We start from the raw sequence: 20899 nt of genomic DNA, 5'->3' as shown, positions 1-20899 counted from the left end.
AATAAAGAAAATCGGGTGATGCAAAAGTTCTAAATTTGGGCGATTACCATTTTTTACGTAATTTTACGCTTAAATTTTAACTATCAATCGAACTGCATGAAATTTAAAACCTTATTACCTCTGCTGCTGTTGACAGCTATGCCGATGATGGCAGAGCGAAATGTGGACTATGTAGACCCGTTTATCGGGACAACCAATTTCAGTGTCTGTAATCCGGGGGCAGTACTTCCTCATGGACTGATGTCGGTCGTTCCGTTCAATGTGATGGGCTCCGACCTCAATCAATATGACAAGGATGCTCGCTGGTGGTCGGCTCCTTACGAATACAACAACAAGTTTTTTACCGGTTTTGCACATGTCACTTTAAGTGGTGTGGGATGTCCCGAACTCGGTACATTGCTCACTATGCCCACTGCAGGTAAGCTCGATGTCGACTATCATAACTACGGTTCTGAATATACCGACGAAAAAGCATCGCCCGGTTATTACGCCGTGAAACTCAAGAAATATGGTATCGGCTGCGAAGCAACATCTACCCTGCGCTCTTCGCGCGAACGCTATACTTTCCCAAAGGGTGAAGGTCACATTTTATTGAACGTCGGCGACGGTCTCACCAACGAAGTGGGTGGCATGGTACGCCGCGTTTCCGACACTGAGATAGAGGGCTATCGACTACTTGGCAATTTCTGTTATACCGCGCAAGCAGTGTTCCCCATGTACTTCGTGATGCGTGTGAACAAGGCTCCCAAAAGCTCCGGATACTGGAAAAAGCAGCCGAAGATGACAGGCGTAGAGGGACAATGGGATAAAGACAATGGCCGCTACAAGCTCTATACATCTTATGGTCGCGAACTAGCAGGCGATCAAGTGGGCTATTATTTCGACTTCGACTGCGCTGAGGGCGAACAGATAGAGGTGTCGATGGGTGTCTCTTTCGTTTCCATAGCCAATGCCCGACAGAATCTGGAAGCCGAACAGCCGTCGCTTTCGTTCGACGATATTCGTGCCAAAGCGGTCGAAGCTTGGTCTCAATGCCTTGACCGTATCACGGTAGAGGGCGGTACCGAGGCACAACGTCGGGTCTTCTATACGGCTCTTTACCACAGTCAGATACACCCCAATATCCTTCAAGACGTCAACGGTGAATATCCATTGATGGAGAATAGTGGCAACGGTAAGACCACCACTAATCGCTATACGGTGTTCTCATTGTGGGATACATACCGCAATGTACATCAATTTGAAACTTTGCTCTATCCCGACCGACAGCTCGATATGGTACGCTCAATGGTAGATATGTACCGTGAATGGGGATGGATGCCTAAGTGGGAGCTGTTCGGGCGCGAGACTTGGACCATGGAGGGCGACCCTTCCATCCCTGCCATCACCGATACTTACCTCAAAGGATTGCGCGATTTCGACATCAACACAGCCTATGCTGCTTTCGTTAAGTCAGCTACCACGGCGAGCAAAGACAACAAGATGCGCCCCGACATAGACCCTTACTTGCAGCGCGGTTACGTGCCTCTGGGCGAATATGCAGCCGATGAGTCGGGCGACAACAGCGTTTCCCACGCTTTGGAGTACTATGTGGCCGACAATGCTTTGGCTAATTTGGCCGATGCACTCGGCAAAAAAGACGATGCAAAACGCTTCCGTAAGCAGAGTTTAGGTTATCGTCATTATTACTCAAAAGAGTTTGGAACACTGCGACCTATCAAGGCCGACGGCACATTCCTGACTCCTTTCAATCCCAAAGATGGCGCCGATTTCTCGAATGCGCCCGGTTTCCACGAGGGAAGTGCGTGGAATTATACCTTCTATGTACCCCACGATGTCAAAGGATTGGCTAAACTGATGGGGGGCAATAAGAAGTTTGTAGACCGTCTGCAAATGGTGTTCGACCAAAAACTATACGACCCTGCCAACGAACCGGATATTGCTTATCCTTATCTTTTCTGCCAATTCCCCGGTGAGGAATGGCGCACTCAGAAAGAGGTAACACGTCTTTTGGCACAGCATTTCACCGATAAGCCCGACGGAATTCCCGGAAACGACGATACCGGAACAATGTCTACATGGGCTCTCTTCTCTATGATGGGCTTCTATCCCGACTGTCCCGGCAGTCCGTATTACAGCATTACGATGCCTACTTTCGACAAAGTGACGTTACATCTCGACCAAAAGTATTATCCACAGGGCGATCTCGTGATAGAAAAACAGACCAAAGGTGAACGCATTCGTCGTATGACACTGGGCGGAAAACCGCTTACCAAGTACCGCATATCGCACGATGAGTTGGTCAAAGGTGGCCGTCTCGTCATCCAATAAGATTATCATTAATTGAGTGCTAAGGCTTTGCAGCGATGCTGCAAAGCCTTAGCTGTTTTGTTGAAGAGGCGGAGCAGCAATGCTGAAAAGGCGTTGCAACAGCCCCACCCCAACCCTCCCCAAAAGGGAAAGGGGAATAAAAAGGGGAATAGGGGTCAAGTTTTTGAGTTAATAAGTTTTTAAGTTGTGGGACGACAAAGGCCCATTTCTTTCTCCCTCTCCCTTTGGAGAGGGTTGGGGTGAGGCCTCTGTAGCGACAGAAAATGATGGAGATAATGGCTTGGGAGAGGCTTCTGTAGAAACGGAAAAAGTTCATCTTTATCTCCCTCCCCTTTATGGGGAGGGTTGGGGTGAGGCTTTTTATCACCTTAAAATCTACACACTTTCGCATCCCCGAAAGAAATTCTCGTCTTCGTTATACACATTCTCAAGGTCGAAATCGTCCTCATGATGCATCTTCGGTTGTCTTTTCATAACGCATCTCCTTTCTTTGGTTAAACGTATGCAAATATACAAAATACTCTCATACAGGTTGTCAATAAACAAGAAAAAAGCAGGTCTTATTCCTTTAGTGGAATAAAAACCTGCCACATACACAATACGTCATGTAACTTGAGTCATCTATCTTCTAACCCTTAAGAGGTTAACCTAATACCTATGATCAACAGTCTTATCCTGAATTTTATAACTCTCTAATTCTTTATGTTTACTCTCTAATCTTTGTCCGTTGACTGTTTGATGGTTGCAAAGTTACGTAGGTTATGCATCATAGACAAAGGGTTTTCCATATACATAAGGGGGATTTTCCCTATTCTTTCAGAGGTTTTCCCGCACAAGACACTTCCTCTCTACATAAAAAAGTGGCTCCATCGACACGTAAACCCATGAAAATGACTACCTTTACACACTGATGATACGAACTATATTAATAGTAGCTTTGGGCGGAGCCATAGGAACGGTGCTTCGCTTTTTGCTTTCGCGCTTTATTCAGGGCACCATTCTCTCGGCGTTCCCTTACGGTACATTGGTGGTCAATCTGTTGGGTTGTCTACTCATAGGTATCTTCTATGCCCTGTCGGCACGCGTGGCATGGGTGAGTGGCGACATGAAGTTGTTCCTCACAGTAGGCCTATGTGGCGGACTCACTACATTCTCTACCTTCTGTAACGAGAATCTCACGCTTCTACGCGACGGCCATCCGTTCACGGCAGCTCTCTATGCCGGCGTGAGCATAACGGTGGGAATACTGGCTGTCTATGCCGGTTATACACTAATGAAACAATTCTGATAAGTCGGTGGAACGATTCTGATGGAGAACCATGTCATAATGGTTGTTGGTGTCTGTAAAATGGTGTAAAAAACAAAACAATTAATTTTGTGTTTCGCCCCATTTCTATTACTTTTGTATGCAAATCATGAAATAGCCTAATAAATGAGTATATCTAAATTCCACATTGCAGCTGTCATCGTGCTGGCAAGTTTGAGCTTAGTCTCTTGTAACAACAAGAAGTTCCATGTCAACGGCGAAATTACCGATGCTAAAGATTCTATTCTCTACTTTGAAAATATGAGTCTGAATGGTCCGGTAGTCACCGACTCAGTAAAACTAGATGCCGATGGCTCTTTTAGTTTCGACGAAAAAGCCACCAATGCGCCTGAGTTCTACCGCTTACGCATAGCTGGACAGATTATCAATCTGTCTATTGACTCTACCGAAACTGTAAATGTGAAGGCATCATACCCCACGATGGCTTCTAAATACGAAGTAAGCGGAAGTGACAACTGTACGAAGATAAAAGAGTTGGCTTTGATGCAAATGGGACTTCAAGCGCAGGTTAACGCCATCGCCAACAACCCTAGTTTAGGCGTAGAAGCTGTAGAAGACAGTATAGGCAAGGTGCTCACAGCTTACAAAGACAATGTAAAGACACGCTATATCTTCAAAGAACCCATGAAGGCATACAGCTATTTCGCACTCTTTCAGGCTTTCACACTGGGCAATATAAACTCGCTTATCTTCAATCCTCGCAATAATAAGGACGACATCAAGGTATTTGCTGCTGTAGCAACTAGCTGGGATACTTATTATCCCAAGGCCGAACGAGGACTGAACCTACACAATATCGCCATCGAAGGAATGAAAGACGTGCGCATACTCGAAGCCAAACAGCAAGCCGCTACCATTGATGCCAGCAAGGTAAAGCTAGCCGGTTTGATTGACGTTCCATTGCGTGACAACCATGGTAACATGCGTAGCCTGACTCAACTAGCCGGAAAAGTAGTGTTACTCGACTTCCATGTGTTCAGTACTCCCGAGAGTCCGAAACGTATTATGATGATGCGCTCGCTCTATAACAAGTATCATGCTGCCGGATTTGAGATTTATCAGGTATCTATCGACCCCGATGAACACTTTTGGAAGACACAAACTGCCGCGTTACCTTGGGTTAGTGTACGCGACGAAAATGGCTTGAACAGCTCTATATTATCGCAGTACAACGTACAAAGCATCCCTACCTTCTTCCTCATTGGTCGCGATAATACACTTGTCAAGCGCGATGCTCAGGTAAAAGACTTGGATGCAGAGATTAAGGCTTTGTTATAAAAGGAATCAAAAACTATTTATATACAAAAGAGACGATGTTTCTACATCGTCTCTTTTGTAATGGTATATAAGAATAAAGATAGCAATTTTTTTCGTAATATTGCATTTGATATATCGTAATAAATAAACGACCATGCTAAAACAAATCGCATTATTATCAGCAGTATTGGCTACCACACTAGGCAACTATGCCAAAGTGAAGCTTCCACAGATGATTGGAGACAACATGATTCTCCAGCAAAATACCAACGCGCGACTATGGGGCTGGGATCGTCCGGGGTCATCTATCAAGGTAACAACATCGTGGAACGGTAAGAGTTATCAAGTAAAAGCAGATAGAAATGGGCGTTGGCTGGTAGAAGTAGCAACCCCAAAAGCTAGTTATACACCCTTCCAAATCACCTTCGACGATGGCGATATTACCACCATCAAGGATGTATTGTCCGGCGAAGTATGGGTATGTGCAGGACAAAGCAATATGGAGATGCCCGTCAAAGGGTTCGGTAACTGCCCGGTAGAAGGCTATAATAAGGCTGTAACAGAAGCTCGTCAATACAGTGGTATCCACTATCTACCCATCCCCAGTACCATGGCTATGAAGCCACAAGAGGACACCCGCCCTTGCGAGTGGAAAGTTATCGGTTCTGAAACAGTTGCCAATGCTTCGGCCACAGGCTATTTCTTCGCACAAGTAGTGAATAAAACTCTTGATATTCCGGTAGGTATCATCATGGCAAACAAAGGTGGCACACGCGTAGAAAGTTGGCTCGACGAAGCCAATTTAAAGAAATACACGCACGAACCCATGGACTCCATACAGATAGTGAAAAAGTTTAGCTATGACTATCACCGTCCGTTACTTTGGGGTAACGGCACTTTCCACCCTATACTCAACTACACCGTCAAGGGAATCATTTATTATCAAGGTTGCTCTAACGTAGGCGATCCGGCCGGACAATATACCAATCGACTGAAGATGTTGGTAGAACAATGGCGTCGCGACTTCAAACTGGGCGAACTGCCTTTCTACTTTGTGCAAATAGCTCCATACAATTACGGTAAGAAAGATGGTGATGACGGAGCCTTGTTACGCGAACAACAATATAACGCTTCGCTTGTTATACCTAACAGTGGCATTATTTGTACCGACGATTTAGTATATCCTTACGAGAGTCAACAGATACATCCGGCACAGAAACAACAAGTAGGGGAGCGACTGGCATGGCAAGCTTTGAACAAAACTTATGGTATGAAGGAGATTATGTGTGAGAGTCCTGCCTTCAAAGACTTTACAATTAGCAACGACACTTGTTATGTCCACTTGAAGAACGACTATAACAGTATCAATCGATACGAGGATTTACAAGGATTTGAAGTGGCCGGTGAAGATCGCGTTTTCCATAAAGCCAATGCATATTATCACTACACCAAGGGTATCATTATCACTTGTCCGGAGGTGAAGAAGCCTGTTGCCGTGCGCTACGCATTCAATAATTGGGGCTATGGTAATGTGAAGAATCGTGCACTACTGCCACTATTCCCCTTTAGAACTGACAATTGGTAAACATGATGTTGCTCGATAAATATAATTATTGTCCTGTCTGTGGCAGCCAAAAGTTTATTGCCAACAGCGAGAAAAGTAAGGTTTGCGGTGATTGCGGATTTGAATTATTCATGAATCCAAGCAGTGCTAACGCAGCCATCATCACCAATGAGCAAGGCGAAATGCTCGTGGTACGTCGTAAAAAGGAACCTGCCAAGGGTACATTAGACCTTCCGGGAGGATTCGCCGACGTACAAGAGACCGTAGAAGAAGGTGTATGTCGCGAAGTAAAAGAGGAGACCGGACTCCATGTAACACGGGCGGAATACCTCTTCAGTCTGCCCAATCAATATGTCTACAGCGGTTTGACAATACCCACACTCGACCTATTTTTCCGTTGTCATGTGGACAATATCACTGACTTAAAGGCTTCTGATGATGCTGCAGAGTGTCTATGGATACCAATAAAAGAGGTTAATCCGGCCGACTTCGGACTACATTCTATTCGGAAAGGAGTAGAGAAATATATTAGAAAATTAAAAAGGGAGTAAAAAAAGAGGATAATAGGAGTTATCAGACATATGTCCATTATCTCCTATTTACTCCCTTTTAACTCCCTATTTACTCCCTTTTAACTTCTCCTAACTCCGTCTTAAACGTCATTTCAGACTTACTACGCCAATCTTTCTTCGATTGTTTCGTGCCCGGTAACTTACGTGTAACCACAGACAACCATTGCTCAGTTTACGCTCAAAGAGCAATTGGTCGAACACTAGATGGTCTTTAATAAAATTAAAGTAGCGCATACTTGTCTCTCGATTCGATATATGTATATCGGCAGCTTGCCCATGTAAATGCTGTGAAGTGGCTACTCCTTTCACCCGATTATTCAATGATTCACACCTGAATCCACTCGTAATGATGATGCGACCGAAACGTTCTCGCAATGGTTCCAACACATTTTTACACAGCAATTTCAAGTTTTCTACTTCTTCATCATTAGGTATATTCTTGATACCTAAGCGTTCTGCTGTCCCCGAACGAGTCATTTCCCAAAGTGAAAAATGAGGAGACAACATCGTGTTTTGATTTTTGTTATCCATACAATGTTACTTTTTGATTTGTTAGTATCACTGCAAAGATATTCTCGTTTGGTCAAAATCATACGCTCGTATCGCATACACTTGTGCATACATAGGGCATAGATACGAAAAAAGACAGCTTGCTTCGCTAATTTAACAACGCTTGCAAACTGTCTAAAAGTCGGGATGAGGCGACTCGAACGCCCGACCCCTACGTCCCGAACGTAGTGCGCTACCAACTGCGCTACATCCCGATTGGTGTTGCAAAGGTACAGTATTTTTTTGAATAAGTATATTTTCTATCTTAAAAATTTGCCAGACTTACGTAAAAACAGTATCTTTGCACTCGCTTTTAAAAAGCTATGTTTGGTGCCATAGCTCAGTTGGTAGAGCAAAGGACTGAAAATCCTTGTGTCCCCGGTTCGATTCCTGGTGGCACCACTCCTCCTTTCATTAGGTCGCTATTTCTCTTCGGAGGGTAGCGGCTTTTTTCTTTTTAAAAGAATAAGGAGTTAACAGACAAATGTCCATTAACTCCCTTTTTACTCCAATTAACTCCTACTTACTCCTGTAAAATTTACTTGACTATTGACTGGATAGGATTTCTTAGCCCTTTGGCACTAACTAAAAAGGCCTTGGCAGAACCGAATTTAAGAAACATATCAAGTCTCACAGGCACATGATTAACATCATCTGTGACGTAAAAATCTACTATACGCCTGAATTTTCCTTCATCCCATTCCATATAAGCAAGACGCAAACAGCGGTATTTCACACCGTTATCCCCCTTGACAACGCTCACTCCATCGAAACGAATCTGTGCCGGTGTGCGTCCTTTTCCATCAGCAATAAGGAACTTCACCACGTTTCCTTTCTTCCAATTGGTAGGATCAAACGAGCGAGCACGCATAAAAATACTCACCATATCATAGATACAATCGCTGTAAGAATGACGTTCCCATGAGTGCGTACCGTCGTTGTGCTGACGATGTTGGCGCACATTACACTTGCCACCATCGTAATTATAAAACACCTCGTCAACTGTATAGCGTTTGCCTTCGCGTGCTCCTTTACGATAATAGATGGGTTCCAAATCGAGTGAATTGTAACAAAGTAGTGTATCACGCAGCACAAACAAATTGTCTACTTTATCATTTCCACGTGTGGTAAGACTGCATCTATAAACCGATTTACTCTCAAAACTACTCTGAACTGTCGACATGGAAGCTGTACCGGCCTTGACCCAAACAAACTTCCAGTTATAATATAGATTATAAGAGAGGAACTCTCCCGACTTAAAAGCTGTGTTTCGAAATGAACACTGAGCACGACCGGCTGTTGTAATAAGCAACAACAGCATTGCTCCTATGATTTTTCTAGTGAGTCTGTCCATATATATTCGTTTAAATTCTAGGTATATACTGTTTACCTAATTTCCTTGCTCGTTCAGCATTTCTATGCTGAACGGTGCGTTTCTTATCTGTTTTTTGCTTCGTTATTTCCGCAGGTTTCTGTCTATAGAGAACGGTAGACTTAGGATTCCATGTCTGTGTTATATCCCATTTAGCACGGCATTCCAACTTCTGAGGGTAATAATACACCTCCTCAGCTTGCCTATCTTCATCGTATTTACCGGTATCCCACACACCATTATTATTACTATCTACAAACAATCTCATATAGTATTCGCCCGGAGAGAGGTAAAAAAACTCGGCTTGACCATTATTTGCTTTCACTTCTTTTACCACTTTATCGCCTGAATCAAGCAGTTGTACCACCATATTCAGTGAATCCATACCCTGTAAAGTCACCAATAACGTGCTGTATTCGTCGTTCGATTTCACTTTGAATCCGTTCTTCGACTTACCCGATATATTGCCGTAGATATCTACAAATGCAGCACTATCCACTTCAAGACTATACTCTATATTCGGTCTCCATTCACCTATAAGCTCATATTTCAATCCGTGTCGCAGGCTATCGGGCTGTATCATGGTACCATCGGTAGCTCGTTTTGCCAACTGTCGGAATAAGAATGGAGCCTTATACCACAGTGAGTCGTGCTTAGAATAGAGATGTATTTTCGTAGTATCAACCATCTCTAATGGGGTAGGCGATATGAATCGTATGTTCTTATCGGGGTCTAATTGAGCACTTACTTTAATATCCATAGCCAATGGTTTGAGCGGCATAATACTGTCAAAAGGTTCACCTTTCTTCTTCGCCTTTTCTATTTTCTTCTTCCAATCGGCTATTTCTTTCTGCTTCTCACGCATGCGCTTGGCATAAGGTTGCTTGGAGAGTATTTCCAAAGGTTCGGTTTGACTGACCAGTTTACCCAAACTATCGGTCATCAAATAAGTCATCTCCATGCGCAATGTATCTTGATTCACCAGCGCCGTATCCTTCAACCAATAAGTAATCGTATCTTGTTTCACAGTGGTATTAATGATGAAAGCGTCTTTCTCATTGAAGTTAAGTCCGTGAATTTGAGGCAATTGTGCATTACCATAACTAAAAAATAGCGTAAATCTATCAGGGTTCTGTCGCTCATTCTTGATGTAATAACGGTCGGTCAACACCTCGGTAAAGGCCTTCAACACCACATCATCGGGCATATAATGATGATATTGCACTCTGTCGATGGCCGCAATATGCAACGAATCGGTCCATGTAGTATCTTGACGAACATCTTCTTTCACCGATGGAGTGATCATATCATGACTGAAAGCTATCATCTCGCTCTTCTGATTGAATGTATAATTCCCATCCATATCTTGTAAAGCATAGATACGATATTGTCCCGGTTTCACACCTTTGACAACAAAATGGCCACGACTATCAGTTCTACTCACACGTAACATAGGAAGTTTTTGAAAAGCAGAATCGGCCATATTCGCATAGAGACCTACCAAAATACCTTTTACTGGCTCCAAATTTTCGGCCTGTAACACATAACCCGACACCTCCATCGTGTCTATATCACTGCCTGTAGAAAAACTATATGTATAGTTACCAAGCGGATTTCCCTCATTATTATCGCTGATGGCATCGCTGAAATCCACCGTATACGTAGTATTAGGTTTCAACGAATCTATCAGTTTCACGTCTATATATTTGCCCGAAGCTTTAATCTCCGGTGTCTCCAATTGCGGTGGAGAGACAATAACATTTTCACTGGCGTTCTCTATTTTGATAAATTCATCAAACTGAATACGAATATTTTTTGAAGTCACATTCGTACCTCTATCAGCCGGAGTAGCTCCCAACACCTTCGGAGGAGTCTCGTCATACCATCCACCATCGGGATTTCCCATCCTTGCACAAGACACTATTCCGGCAACCACAGCCAATATCACTACGATATATAACTGATTGAAGAGTCGTCTATTTATTCCTTTCATTCGATTCATATATATGTATTGCCGGTTTTGCTTATTCTTACTGTACCTTTGAAGCAGCATCGTAGACCGATGAATTTTGTATTTCAAGTATCTCGTCTATAAACTTTCGCGTGTTACTGAGGCGTGGAACCTTATGTTGCCCACCCATCTTACCCTTCGATTTCAACCAGTCGTTGAATAAATTCGGACGTGCTTTCACTATTTCCAAGTGTTGTAGTGTGATGTCGTGGAAACGCTTTGCCTCGTAATCGCTATTGAGTTCCTGCAACTTTTGGTCAAGCAAATCGCCAAATTTGTTTAAGTCGGTCGGCTCTTTGGCAAACTCTATCACCCATTGATGACAACACTTAGCCCGACTATCCATGAATACGGGAGCAGCAGTATATTCAGATACCTCTGCTCCGGTTTGCTCACAAGCATACGCCAAACCCTTTTCGGCATTGTCCATGATGAGTTCTTCGCCGAAAGCATTAATGAAATACTTCGTTCGTCCGGTGATAACAAACTTATAAGGATTCTTACTTGTGAAACTCACCGTGTCGCCTATCATATATCGCCACAGTCCACACGAGGTACTAATAAGCATAGCATAATTCTTCCCAACTTCTATTCCTTCGAGCGGAACAATTGTAGGATTATCGCTACCAAATTCATCCATTGGCATAAACTCATAGAAAACGTCGTAGTCAAGCATTAACAACATCGACTTATCCTGTAGATTATCTTGTATACCAAAGAATCCTTCGCTGGCATTATACGTCTCCATATAGTGCATACCGGGCGATGTTATCAATTGTTCATACTGCGAACGGTAAGGCGTAAAAGCAATACCTCCATGGAAGAACACCTCCAAATTAGGCCATACCTCTTCTAGATACTTCTTTCCACTCAACTCCATGACACGCACCAACACACTCAACATCCACGATGGAACACCTGATATATTGGTAACATTCTTGTTGAATGTCTCACGAGCTATACGGTCGCGCTTCACTTCAAAGTCGCTTAATAGGGCCGTTTGCTTCTTTGGTACACGCACCAAGTTAGCAAATGGGTTGATATTTTCTATCAAGATAGCACTCAAATCGCCCACCATCGAACCGGGCAGGTTGTAGTTTGGCGAGTGACTACCACCGAGAATCAAGCTCTTACCATCAAATAATCGACTATTGGGATTATTGCGTAGATACAACGCTACAACATCTTTTCCCCCTTGATAGTGTATTCTGTGTAGTCCGTTAGACGACACCGGGATGAATTTACTTTTATCGTTGGTTGTTCCCGACGACTTGGCATACCATTTCACTGTACCCGGCCACAACACATCGGGTTCTCCATGACGCATCCGATCGATGTCTTCTTTCAGATCTTCGTACGTATTGACCGGTACGTTTTTTATAAATTCTTCGTATGTATGGGTATGATTGAGTAAATGTTTCCGTCCATATTCCGTGTCCTTACCATGATGAAGTAGTTGTTGCAACACTGCATGTTGCAAATCCATACCTCGCTCTTGATGAAGTTCCAAAGATTTTTGACGTGGAAGAAAAAACTTTCCTACAATACTTGTTAAACTCATGATTGGATAGTTCTCGGTTTAAATTGCAAATTTACCCCAAACTTTTGGAATATAGGGACAATTCACTTAATTTAATAAAGAGTGGAGATTATCAGAAGTTAAGGAATAAAGGAGTTAGAGAGTTAAGCCAAATGTATAGAGTCTTTGATATTCTTGTATGATTTAATACCATGTTTATAAGCATTTGGCTTAATTTCCTAACTTCTTAACTCCCACTAATTCCTAAGAAAAAAATCCTCATATTGCCGTGCCACCTTGATATAATCATGGTGTCGACACACATATATCACGCTTTCTCGTTTTAATTGTGAGATACGTTCAGGATGCAAAACGAGTTGTTCCAAGGCCTCGTACACACTCTCATAATTAGGCAATACATTGATGATGGGACGCAATTCCTCTTCGTTCAATATCTTATAATTCTCAGGTTCTCCACCTCCCACACAGACAATACCTTTCTTCATGGCTTCCAGTGGATTCATCGAAGGTGTGTAACTATATAGTTGATCAAGAATCACATCACTGCCATCCATTCGCTTCCGATACTCCTTAAAAGACAAATCTTCTGCTATCTGTAGTTCCACTTGATTGGGATAACGCTCCTTGACTGCCTTTGCTGCCCGCAACATGATATCTGTTCCTTTATATTCCGAACGTTTTCGGTCAATACCTATGAACAATTTAAGCGGTTCATGAACCGTATAATCAGGCTCATTTTCCAAAGGTACAATTGGAAAAGGGATAAATGTAGTCTTCTTTGGGAACTCCGGATAATAGCAAACCCAATACTCATACAGTCCGGCAATGATACCATCGCAATCATCGGCAATCATTTTATTGAGTAGTCCCTTCTCCGTTCCAAGCCATTCTTCTTTGAATTTGAGGGCATCTTTGGTATTTCGAAGTTCTTTTCCCATATTGAAATCACTGTAACGAAGCGGCATCGTGGTACAACAAGTGTTCACCCAGTAATAGTCATTGCCGTAAGCACCGAGGAAAATCTTCCTATTATATTTGCGTAAATAGCGATAAAACAGAAATATTCGTTCTGCCTTCAATTCTAAAAAGTCAGGATTTATCAGTTGTACTACATCATATCCACGCATTTTAGGTAACAAACTGAGCAGTCTGAATATATAACATAATGTACCCCATTTACCCGGTCGACGTGTTATATCAATATCGCGTGGATAATCTCTCCAATTATTACCATCACTCATGACCGTAACCTCATGTCCCAAAGCTCTCAATCCGTGAGCCAATGTATTGTGAACATTACTGTATTCACCAATAAGAAGTATTTTCATTTTTTGCTTCATACCTTCACAATACTAAACAATCTACATACAAATTTGATTCCCAACAAGCGCAACAAAACTATTTTCAACTTTCCTATCCAATTGAATTCATTCAAAACCTTTGCTCGATAATCAAGAAGGATAGGCTGCTTACCAGTCAACCGGCACACGGTTATCTGTATATTTAATAGGTGTAGATAATAACGGCTCAATGCTTCTGAGTCTTTATAATTCACTAAACCATTGAAAACATTTAGTTGGGCATCGAGCAATGCTTCATAAGCAGCTCCGTCAGCCAATGCTGTTAATCCCTTCGGATTATCATGGTAACCATACAAACCTTGTGAAGTGGTAGCCACGCACGATGCTTTCTTTAATAGAATAGGTAATGTATAGATATCTTCAAACAATCTACCTACAGGATACTTGACATCATCAAACAAACTTTTTCTATATATCTTATTCCACGCATAAGCATGTCGATAAGCTTCGGTCTGAAACCAATACATCGTCATATCGGTATAAACAGCCTCTTGAAATGATAATACACATTGGTCATCACTATCATGATGTAGCGACACAGGATATTCCAACATATCGTATTCAGCATGCTGCGCGAGTATATTGAGCAATTGAGAATAAGTATGATCGCTTACTACATCGTCGGAATCGACAAAAGTAATATACCGACCATGCGCTATTGCGATGCCGACATTACGAGCTGCACTCAGTCCAGCATTTGATTGATGCACCACAACGACTCGATCATCCTTTTCCTTCCATTGATGACAGATATCGGCCGAACCGTCTGTAGATCCATCGTCAACCAAAATAATCTCCATAGCAAGTATCTGTTGTCCGGCAATACTTTCCAGACAACGATTTAAAGTATCTTCCACATTGTACACAGGAACAATGACACTTAACTCGATATTTGTTTTTGTCGACTTTTCCAACACAACTTTATTATAATATTTCCTTTTCTTTCTTTTTAAAAAAGAGAAAATGAAGAGTATGATATAGCGTGGATAAGTTGATAACTTTTATCCTTATTTTTTGCTATTTTGCTTATCAACCTTTTACATAAGGTTATACACAGATAGTTTTATATCTTTTCTTTGATAATCAATATATTACGATAGTTTTCCATAAAACTATTGATTTACGTACAAAGTTAATAAGTTTATATCTTTTTTCGGCGTATATCTGTGGAAAACTTACTGAAATCACCGTGATAAACATGTGGATATCCACGATTTAATGGGACTACTAAATAGGATGTGGATATCCACATAGTTATCCTTGAATTATTAGATGAGTTATCCACAGAGTTTTCAACAGATTGTTGATAAATCCGTAATGAGCTATGAATAGGCTATTATTCAGACAAATATATGGTATTCGTTCCCATATATTGAAATTGTCTGATGATATAATATTAATCGTAAGGACGCGACATGTCGCATCCCTACAGAAGCCCCACACCAGCCATTATCTCCCTCATTTTCTGTCGCACCGGATCAGCCGACAACGACAATTCGGTCGATGACCGATGGTTCTCCAAAGGGAGAGGGAGATAGAAATGGCGCTTTTCAGTCCTATAAATAAAAAACTTATCAATTCAAAAACTTAACTCCTATTTCCCTTTTTATTTCCCCTCCCCAAAAGGGGAGGGAGGGGTGGGGTTATTGCAGCGCCTTTTCAGCCTTACTGCCCCGCCCATTCAGCAATGCTGAAGAGACGATGCAGCGATGGTGGGAAGTCTTTGCAGTAATTCAATAATTACCATATCCCCAAATCATAAAGGATAAGATAAGGGCAATATCGGGTTGATTAGAAGCAAAATCTTTAAAGGTTGAGAGGGCACGACTGATATGTCGTTCCACCACTTTAATAGAGATACCGAGTTGTTCGGCTATTTCTCTATTTTTCATACCTTCAAGTCGGCTCATCGTAAAGATTTGTTTTGAACGTTCGGGGAGTGTGTCTAGCACATCATCTATTTGTCTACGCAATTCATTATAGAGCAATTCGTGTTCGGCATCATTGATAAGATTCAATTGGTAGAGAGCTTCACTACCCGGAGATTCAGGTATATGAGTAGAAGGGAAACGGCTGATAAGTGCCTCATGACGAAGATGGTTGAAACATCGGTTGCGCACCATAACAAAAAGAAGAGATGACAAAGAGGTTGTTATCAGTAGTTTGCGACGTTCCCACAATGTGATAAAACACTCCTGTACTATATCTTGTGCTTCATCGGCATCGAGAATAAAATGCATGGCATAAGCTTTGAGACGAGGATAATACATGTGGAATACACGTTCGTATGAATTGATATGCCCGTCTTTAATATTCTCTAATAGTAGTTGTAGGTTTGCCCTTTCTTGTATCAATGGTTTATTGATTATTAATATCTACAAAGATAATGCAAATGAGTGCAATGAAAGTTTACTTTCAAATTGCCGAGTGTAGCTTAACTTCTACAAAGGTAATGCAAACGAATGGAAAGTCAAAATAAATAGCATGTTTTGCTTTTCGGAATAAGATAATATTTATTATAAAGCTAAATAAAAAAGAGTCCGTTATTCAATTATTTTGCTGTTTTTTGAAAAAAAGTAGGAAAGGGGGTGGGTAAAATGGAGAGTTGCGTGTTATATGTTTGAATTTACCAAGAAAAAGATGAATACAATAGATTATATATACGCTGTTGCCATCAAGTTTTTTGATGGAACAATCACCTATAATGAGGAGAAGGATCTCTTCGATTGGATTAATCTTGATACCGACAATCGTGCAAAATTTGACCAATGGGAAGAGGAATGGATTGCCGCTAATAAGACTACTGACGAGACACGTCAAGCTTGGAACGAGGTGTTGGAAGGTATCCAAGAACATGAGGAAAACCAAAGGAAACGTGTATATATTTGGAAATACTTACGTGCAGCAGCGGCCATCCTTGTACTGATGGTGCTGAGTGCTACGGCAACATGGATTGTTTCAAATCATCAAGAGGTCGACTATTATACTTTCTCCACTGAGATGGGAAGTAAAAGTAGAATGACATTGCCCGATGGATCGGAAGTATGGTTGAATGCTGGTTCTGTTTTAAGATATTCTTCCGACTTTAATCGTAAGAACCGTAGTGTAGAATTGTTGGAAGGTGAAGGATATTTCCATGTAAAGAAACAGGGTGATGAGGAATTTACTGTCAAGACACAAGGCTATGATATTGTAGTGAAAGGAACCAAATTTAATATCTCTGCTTATAAAAGCGATAATCTAATAACCACGGCCTTGATACAAGGAAAGGTGGAAATAAAGAACCCTACAGAACAGATGGACTTGATACCCGGTGAAATGGTAAGCTTTGATCGGACGACAGGTAGATTAACCAAAGGTGCGTACCGAAGTGATATGCATGCATGGGTGGACAATAAGATGGAGTATGAATCCATCAGATTGGACGATTTAGCGCGTGTATTATCACGTCAGTATGCCGTAAACATCAGTATCGCATCACAGAGTGTTAGGGACACGCGTATCACTGTGTCGCTTAGAAACAAAGAAACGATCGATGATGTAACTGCTGCCCTAGAGCGTATTGCGCCTATTAAAATCAAACGTAATGGTAAAGAACTCTATATTCATGCACGATAATGTATATCAAACATAATCGAATACCATAATGATAGAAACAATCTATATATCAATTTATAATTAACTAAAAAAATGTAAAACACTATGAAAGTAAAGCAAAGCAGTATGCTACGAATTTTCTTGTTTGTCGTATTCTGTTTCAGCACGATGGCTATGGCCGCTCAGCATGTCACGAAGACATTCCGGAACGAGTCGTTACGCAATGTACTGAAAGAGATTGAACGGCAAACAAAGATGTCAGTGATGTACAATGCCGACGAAGTGGATGCCGAACGTAAAGTAACGGCCACTTTCAAATCAACTCCTGTACGCGAAGTTCTTAATCGTGTGTTAGGCCGCGATGTAGACTATGAGATTGATAAGAATCTCATTACGGTACACAAGAGAGTTGTAGGACAAAACGGTAAGAATGTAGTTGGTAAAGGCGACAAGAAAACAGTAAAAGGTCAAGTGCTTGACGAATCTGGACAACCCATTATCGGTGCTACTATCAGAGTGAAAGGTACAAATGTGGCTACAGTATCGGATATGGATGGAAACTTTTCTATTCAAGCCGACAGCCATAGCACATTGGAAGTTTCATATCTAGGTTATGCCACTCGTGAGATTGCTGCTAATAAGAGCAATACCGTTATTAGCATGAAGCAAGATGAGCGAGTGCTCAATGAAGTAGTAGTGACCGCGCTCGGTATCAAGCGTGAGCAGAAAGCATTGAGTTACAATGTTCAGCAGGTGAACAGCAACGAGTTGACTCGTAATAAAGATGCTAACTTTATCAATTCTCTCAATGGTAAGGTTGCAGGTGTAAACATTACTAAGAGCGCCAGTGGTGTGGGTGGAGCAACACGCGTTATTATGCGTGGTGCCAAATCTATCGATGGTGACAACAATGTACTTTATGTGATTGACGGTATTCCATTGTTTAACTACAGTGGTGGTACCGATAGCGGTATCAAGGGTGAAGGTCGTGTAGGCTCCGAGGGTATTGCCGACTTCAACCCAGAGGATATTGAGAGTATCTCTGTATTGTCAGGTCCTTCGGCAGCAGCCCTCTATGGTAGTAATGCTGCTAATGGTGCTATTCTTATTACCACCAAAAAGGGTACTGAAGGAAAGCTCTCTGTTGCATTCTCTTCATCGGCTGAGTTCAGCAATCCGTTCCGTATGCCGGAATTCCAAAATACCTATGGTAACAAGCCGGGGTCATTTGACAGCTGGGGTGAGAAGTTGAAAACACCTTCAAGTTACGACCCAAAGAAAGATTTCTTCCGTACCGGGACTAACTTTATCAATGCTGTTACCCTTACAACAGGTAACAAATATAACCAAACCTTTGCTTCTATGGCATCTACCAATGCAAAGGGTATTGTTCCAAACAACACTTACGACCGTTATAACTTTAGTGTTCGTAATACTTCGCATCTGTTGCAAGATAAGTTGACACTCGACTTGGGTGCATCATACATCAAGCAGAAAGATAATAATATGGTGTCGCAGGGTGAATATTGGAATCCAATTGTAGCTGCTTATCTTTTCCCTCGTGGCGAAAACTTTGAAGCTATCAAGACATTCGAGCGCCTCGATGGAGGACGTAACATCCCTGTACAGTACTGGCCATTACTCGAAGGAACATTTGCAAACCAGAACCCTTATTGGACAGCATACCGCAATTTGGCTCCCAATAATAAAGATCGCTACATGTTCAATGCCGGTTTAACTTATAAAGTTACCGATTGGTTAAGTTTGGCATCACGTATTCGTTACGATAATACATTTATTACCAGCGAACGTAAATTGTATGCTACCACTTATAATATATTTGCAAAGCGTAAGGGATTCTATAGTTATTCCAACTATCAAGACCATCAAACGTATATTGATTTCATGGCTAATATCAACAAGAGGTTTGGTGATTTCTCACTCGCAGCCAACTTAGGTTATAGCTATTCAGACTTCTCTTCTATCTCACGTGGATATGGTGGTAACCTCATTCTCGTTCCCAACAAGTTTACTTTGCAGAATATCGACCCCACCGATGCTTCTATAAGCGAAGATGGAGGCCAAACTAATATTCGCAATGTGGCCATGTTTGCCAGCGCCGAGTTGGGTTATAAGAGCATGGTTTACCTGACACTTACCGGCCGTAACGACTGGAACTCTCGTTTGGTAAACTCTTCTGAAGAATCATTCTTCTATCCATCGGTAGGTCTTTCGCTCATCGTTTCGGAGATGGTGAAACTTCCTGAATTCATTTCTTACTTGAAGGTACGTGGTTCGTTCACCGAAGTAGGTGCACCGGTCTCACGTTCGGGTATGACTCCGGGTACTATTACCACACCATTGGTAGGTGGTAGCATGAAGCCTACAGGCATCTATCCGTTTACTGATTACAAGGCTGAGCGTACACGTTCGCACGAGTTTGGTTTAACCATGAAACTCTTCAAGCGTTTGAACTTAGATTTCACATATTACAAGTCGAATACTTTCAACCAGACTTTTATCGGAACTTTGCCTGAGAGTAGCGGTTACAAGCAGGCTTATCTACAGGCAGGTAACGTAGAAAACCGTGGTGTTGAGTTTAGCTTAGGATACAATGATGAGTTTGGAGATGTAGGCGTTTCAACCAACTTTACATTCTCTAAAAACATCAACGAGATTAAGGAAATGGTGAAAGACTACAAACATCCATTGAGCCCTGACCCCATTTCTATTCCTGAAGTAAACAAAGACAATGGACGAGTAATACTTAAAGTGGGCGGTTCTATCAATGACATCTATGCTCGCAAGGTGTTGGCTAAAGACAACCAAGGCTTCGTAAACGTTAGTCCTTCTGGAAGTTATGGTGTAGAAACGGTAGATCCCATCTATTTGGGTAAGACTACTCCCGACTTCACTATGGGTTGGAACAACACCATTCGTTATAAGAGTTTGGCATTAAGCTTCTTGTTCAATGGTCGTTTTGGTGGTGTAGTGACCTCATCTACACAAGCTATTATGGATCGTTTCGGTGTTTCTAAGGCTTCGGCCGATGCTCGTGACGCAGGTGGCGTTATTATCCCGAATCAAGGATTAGTAGATGCTAAGAATTATTATGCTACTGTTGGTACAGGCGAGACAGCTTTGGCAGGTTTCTATACCTATAGCGCTACCAACGTACGCTTGCAGGACTTGTCTCTCAGTTATACCTTGCCTTCACGCTGGTTTGGCAATGTGGTAAAGGATGTAACTTTCTCTTTGAACGCCCATAACCTTTGGATGATTTACTGTAAGGCGCCTTTCGATCCCGAATTAACTGCTTCTACCGGAACTTACGGTCAGGGTAACGACTACTTTATGCAGCCCAGCCTACGCAGCTTCGGTGTTGGTCTTAAGTTTAAATTCTAATAGATAACATATA

General features: G+C 42.0%; 14 protein-coding genes and 2 tRNA genes. 8 read left to right on the top strand and 8 right to left on the bottom strand.

What is annotated here, in order from left to right; all coding sequences use genetic code 11:
- Positions 1-96: 96 nt before the first annotated feature.
- From HMPREF0671_RS01260 to HMPREF0671_RS01240, 5 genes are all read left to right on the top strand, one after another.
- The gene (locus tag HMPREF0671_RS01260) at positions 97-2331 is read left to right on the top strand and encodes a GH92 family glycosyl hydrolase (protein ID WP_036896217.1); all 2235 of its coding nucleotides are present in this window, start codon (positions 97-99) and stop codon (positions 2329-2331) included.
- A 910-nt stretch (positions 2332-3241) separates the two neighbouring features.
- Positions 3242-3619 (top strand): fluoride efflux transporter CrcB, encoded by a 378-nt coding sequence (gene crcB / locus HMPREF0671_RS01255; RefSeq protein WP_036896216.1) that lies wholly within the window; start codon positions 3242-3244, stop codon positions 3617-3619.
- 144 nt (positions 3620-3763) lie between these two features.
- Complete coding sequence (locus HMPREF0671_RS01250; RefSeq protein WP_036896215.1) at positions 3764-4936, top strand: TlpA disulfide reductase family protein; 1173 nt, start codon at positions 3764-3766, stop codon at positions 4934-4936.
- A 133-nt stretch (positions 4937-5069) separates the two neighbouring features.
- Positions 5070-6500, top strand: coding sequence for a sialate O-acetylesterase (locus tag HMPREF0671_RS01245; protein WP_036896214.1), 1431 nt, complete (start codon positions 5070-5072; stop codon positions 6498-6500).
- A gap of 2 nt (positions 6501-6502) precedes the next feature.
- Complete coding sequence (locus tag HMPREF0671_RS01240) at positions 6503-7030, top strand: NUDIX domain-containing protein (RefSeq protein WP_036896213.1); 528 nt, start codon at positions 6503-6505, stop codon at positions 7028-7030.
- A 108-nt stretch (positions 7031-7138) separates the two neighbouring features.
- Here the strand turns inward: HMPREF0671_RS01240 and HMPREF0671_RS01235 are convergent, their stop codons facing one another.
- Positions 7139-7582 (bottom strand): D-Ala-D-Ala carboxypeptidase family metallohydrolase, encoded by a 444-nt coding sequence (locus HMPREF0671_RS01235; protein WP_036896212.1) that lies wholly within the window; start codon positions 7580-7582, stop codon positions 7139-7141.
- Positions 7583-7742: 160 nt separating this feature from the next.
- Positions 7743-7815: transfer RNA gene (locus HMPREF0671_RS01230), tRNA-Pro, on the bottom strand.
- 114 nt (positions 7816-7929) lie between these two features.
- On the opposite strand from HMPREF0671_RS01230, the gene HMPREF0671_RS01225 reads away from it, so the two are divergent.
- Positions 7930-8002, top strand: a tRNA-Phe gene (locus HMPREF0671_RS01225).
- Between the two features lie 136 nt (positions 8003-8138).
- On the opposite strand, the gene HMPREF0671_RS01220 is transcribed toward HMPREF0671_RS01225, so the two are convergent.
- The 6 genes from HMPREF0671_RS01220 to HMPREF0671_RS01195 all read right to left on the bottom strand — a co-directional run bounded on the left by HMPREF0671_RS01220 (position 8139) and on the right by HMPREF0671_RS01195 (position 16238).
- Positions 8139-8954, bottom strand: coding sequence for a DUF3108 domain-containing protein (locus HMPREF0671_RS01220; RefSeq protein WP_036896211.1), 816 nt, complete (start codon positions 8952-8954; stop codon positions 8139-8141).
- Positions 8955-8964: 10 nt separating this feature from the next.
- The gene (locus tag HMPREF0671_RS01215) at positions 8965-10965 is read right to left on the bottom strand and encodes an Ig-like domain-containing protein (protein WP_082721701.1); all 2001 of its coding nucleotides are present in this window, start codon (positions 10963-10965) and stop codon (positions 8965-8967) included.
- Positions 10966-11002: 37 nt separating this feature from the next.
- A complete protein-coding gene (locus HMPREF0671_RS01210; RefSeq protein WP_036896210.1) occupies positions 11003-12544 on the bottom strand; it encodes a GH3 auxin-responsive promoter family protein in 1542 nt (513 codons plus the stop codon).
- 215 nt (positions 12545-12759) lie between these two features.
- Positions 12760-13851, bottom strand: coding sequence for a glycosyltransferase family 4 protein (locus HMPREF0671_RS01205; protein ID WP_036896276.1), 1092 nt, complete (start codon positions 13849-13851; stop codon positions 12760-12762).
- Positions 13852-13859: 8 nt separating this feature from the next.
- Positions 13860-14801, bottom strand: a complete 942-nt coding sequence (locus HMPREF0671_RS01200) for a glycosyltransferase (RefSeq protein ID WP_052052735.1) — start codon at positions 14799-14801, stop codon at positions 13860-13862.
- Between the two features lie 816 nt (positions 14802-15617).
- Positions 15618-16238 (bottom strand): RNA polymerase sigma-70 factor, encoded by a 621-nt coding sequence (locus HMPREF0671_RS01195; RefSeq protein WP_052052733.1) that lies wholly within the window; start codon positions 16236-16238, stop codon positions 15618-15620.
- 286 nt (positions 16239-16524) lie between these two features.
- On the opposite strand from HMPREF0671_RS01195, the gene HMPREF0671_RS01190 reads away from it, so the two are divergent.
- Together HMPREF0671_RS01190 and HMPREF0671_RS01185 are read left to right on the top strand one after the other, a co-directional pair.
- Complete coding sequence (locus tag HMPREF0671_RS01190; protein ID WP_036896272.1) at positions 16525-17502, top strand: FecR family protein; 978 nt, start codon at positions 16525-16527, stop codon at positions 17500-17502.
- 84 nt (positions 17503-17586) lie between these two features.
- A complete protein-coding gene (locus HMPREF0671_RS01185) occupies positions 17587-20886 on the top strand; it encodes a SusC/RagA family TonB-linked outer membrane protein (protein ID WP_369793910.1) in 3300 nt (1099 codons plus the stop codon).
- The last annotated feature ends 13 nt before the right edge of the window (positions 20887-20899 follow it).

It is taken from the genome of Prevotella sp. S7 MS 2, assembly GCF_000762865.1.
Taxonomy (GTDB): Bacteria; Bacteroidota; Bacteroidia; order Bacteroidales; family Bacteroidaceae; genus Prevotella.
This window is presented reverse-complemented; position numbering and strand designations above follow the sequence as displayed.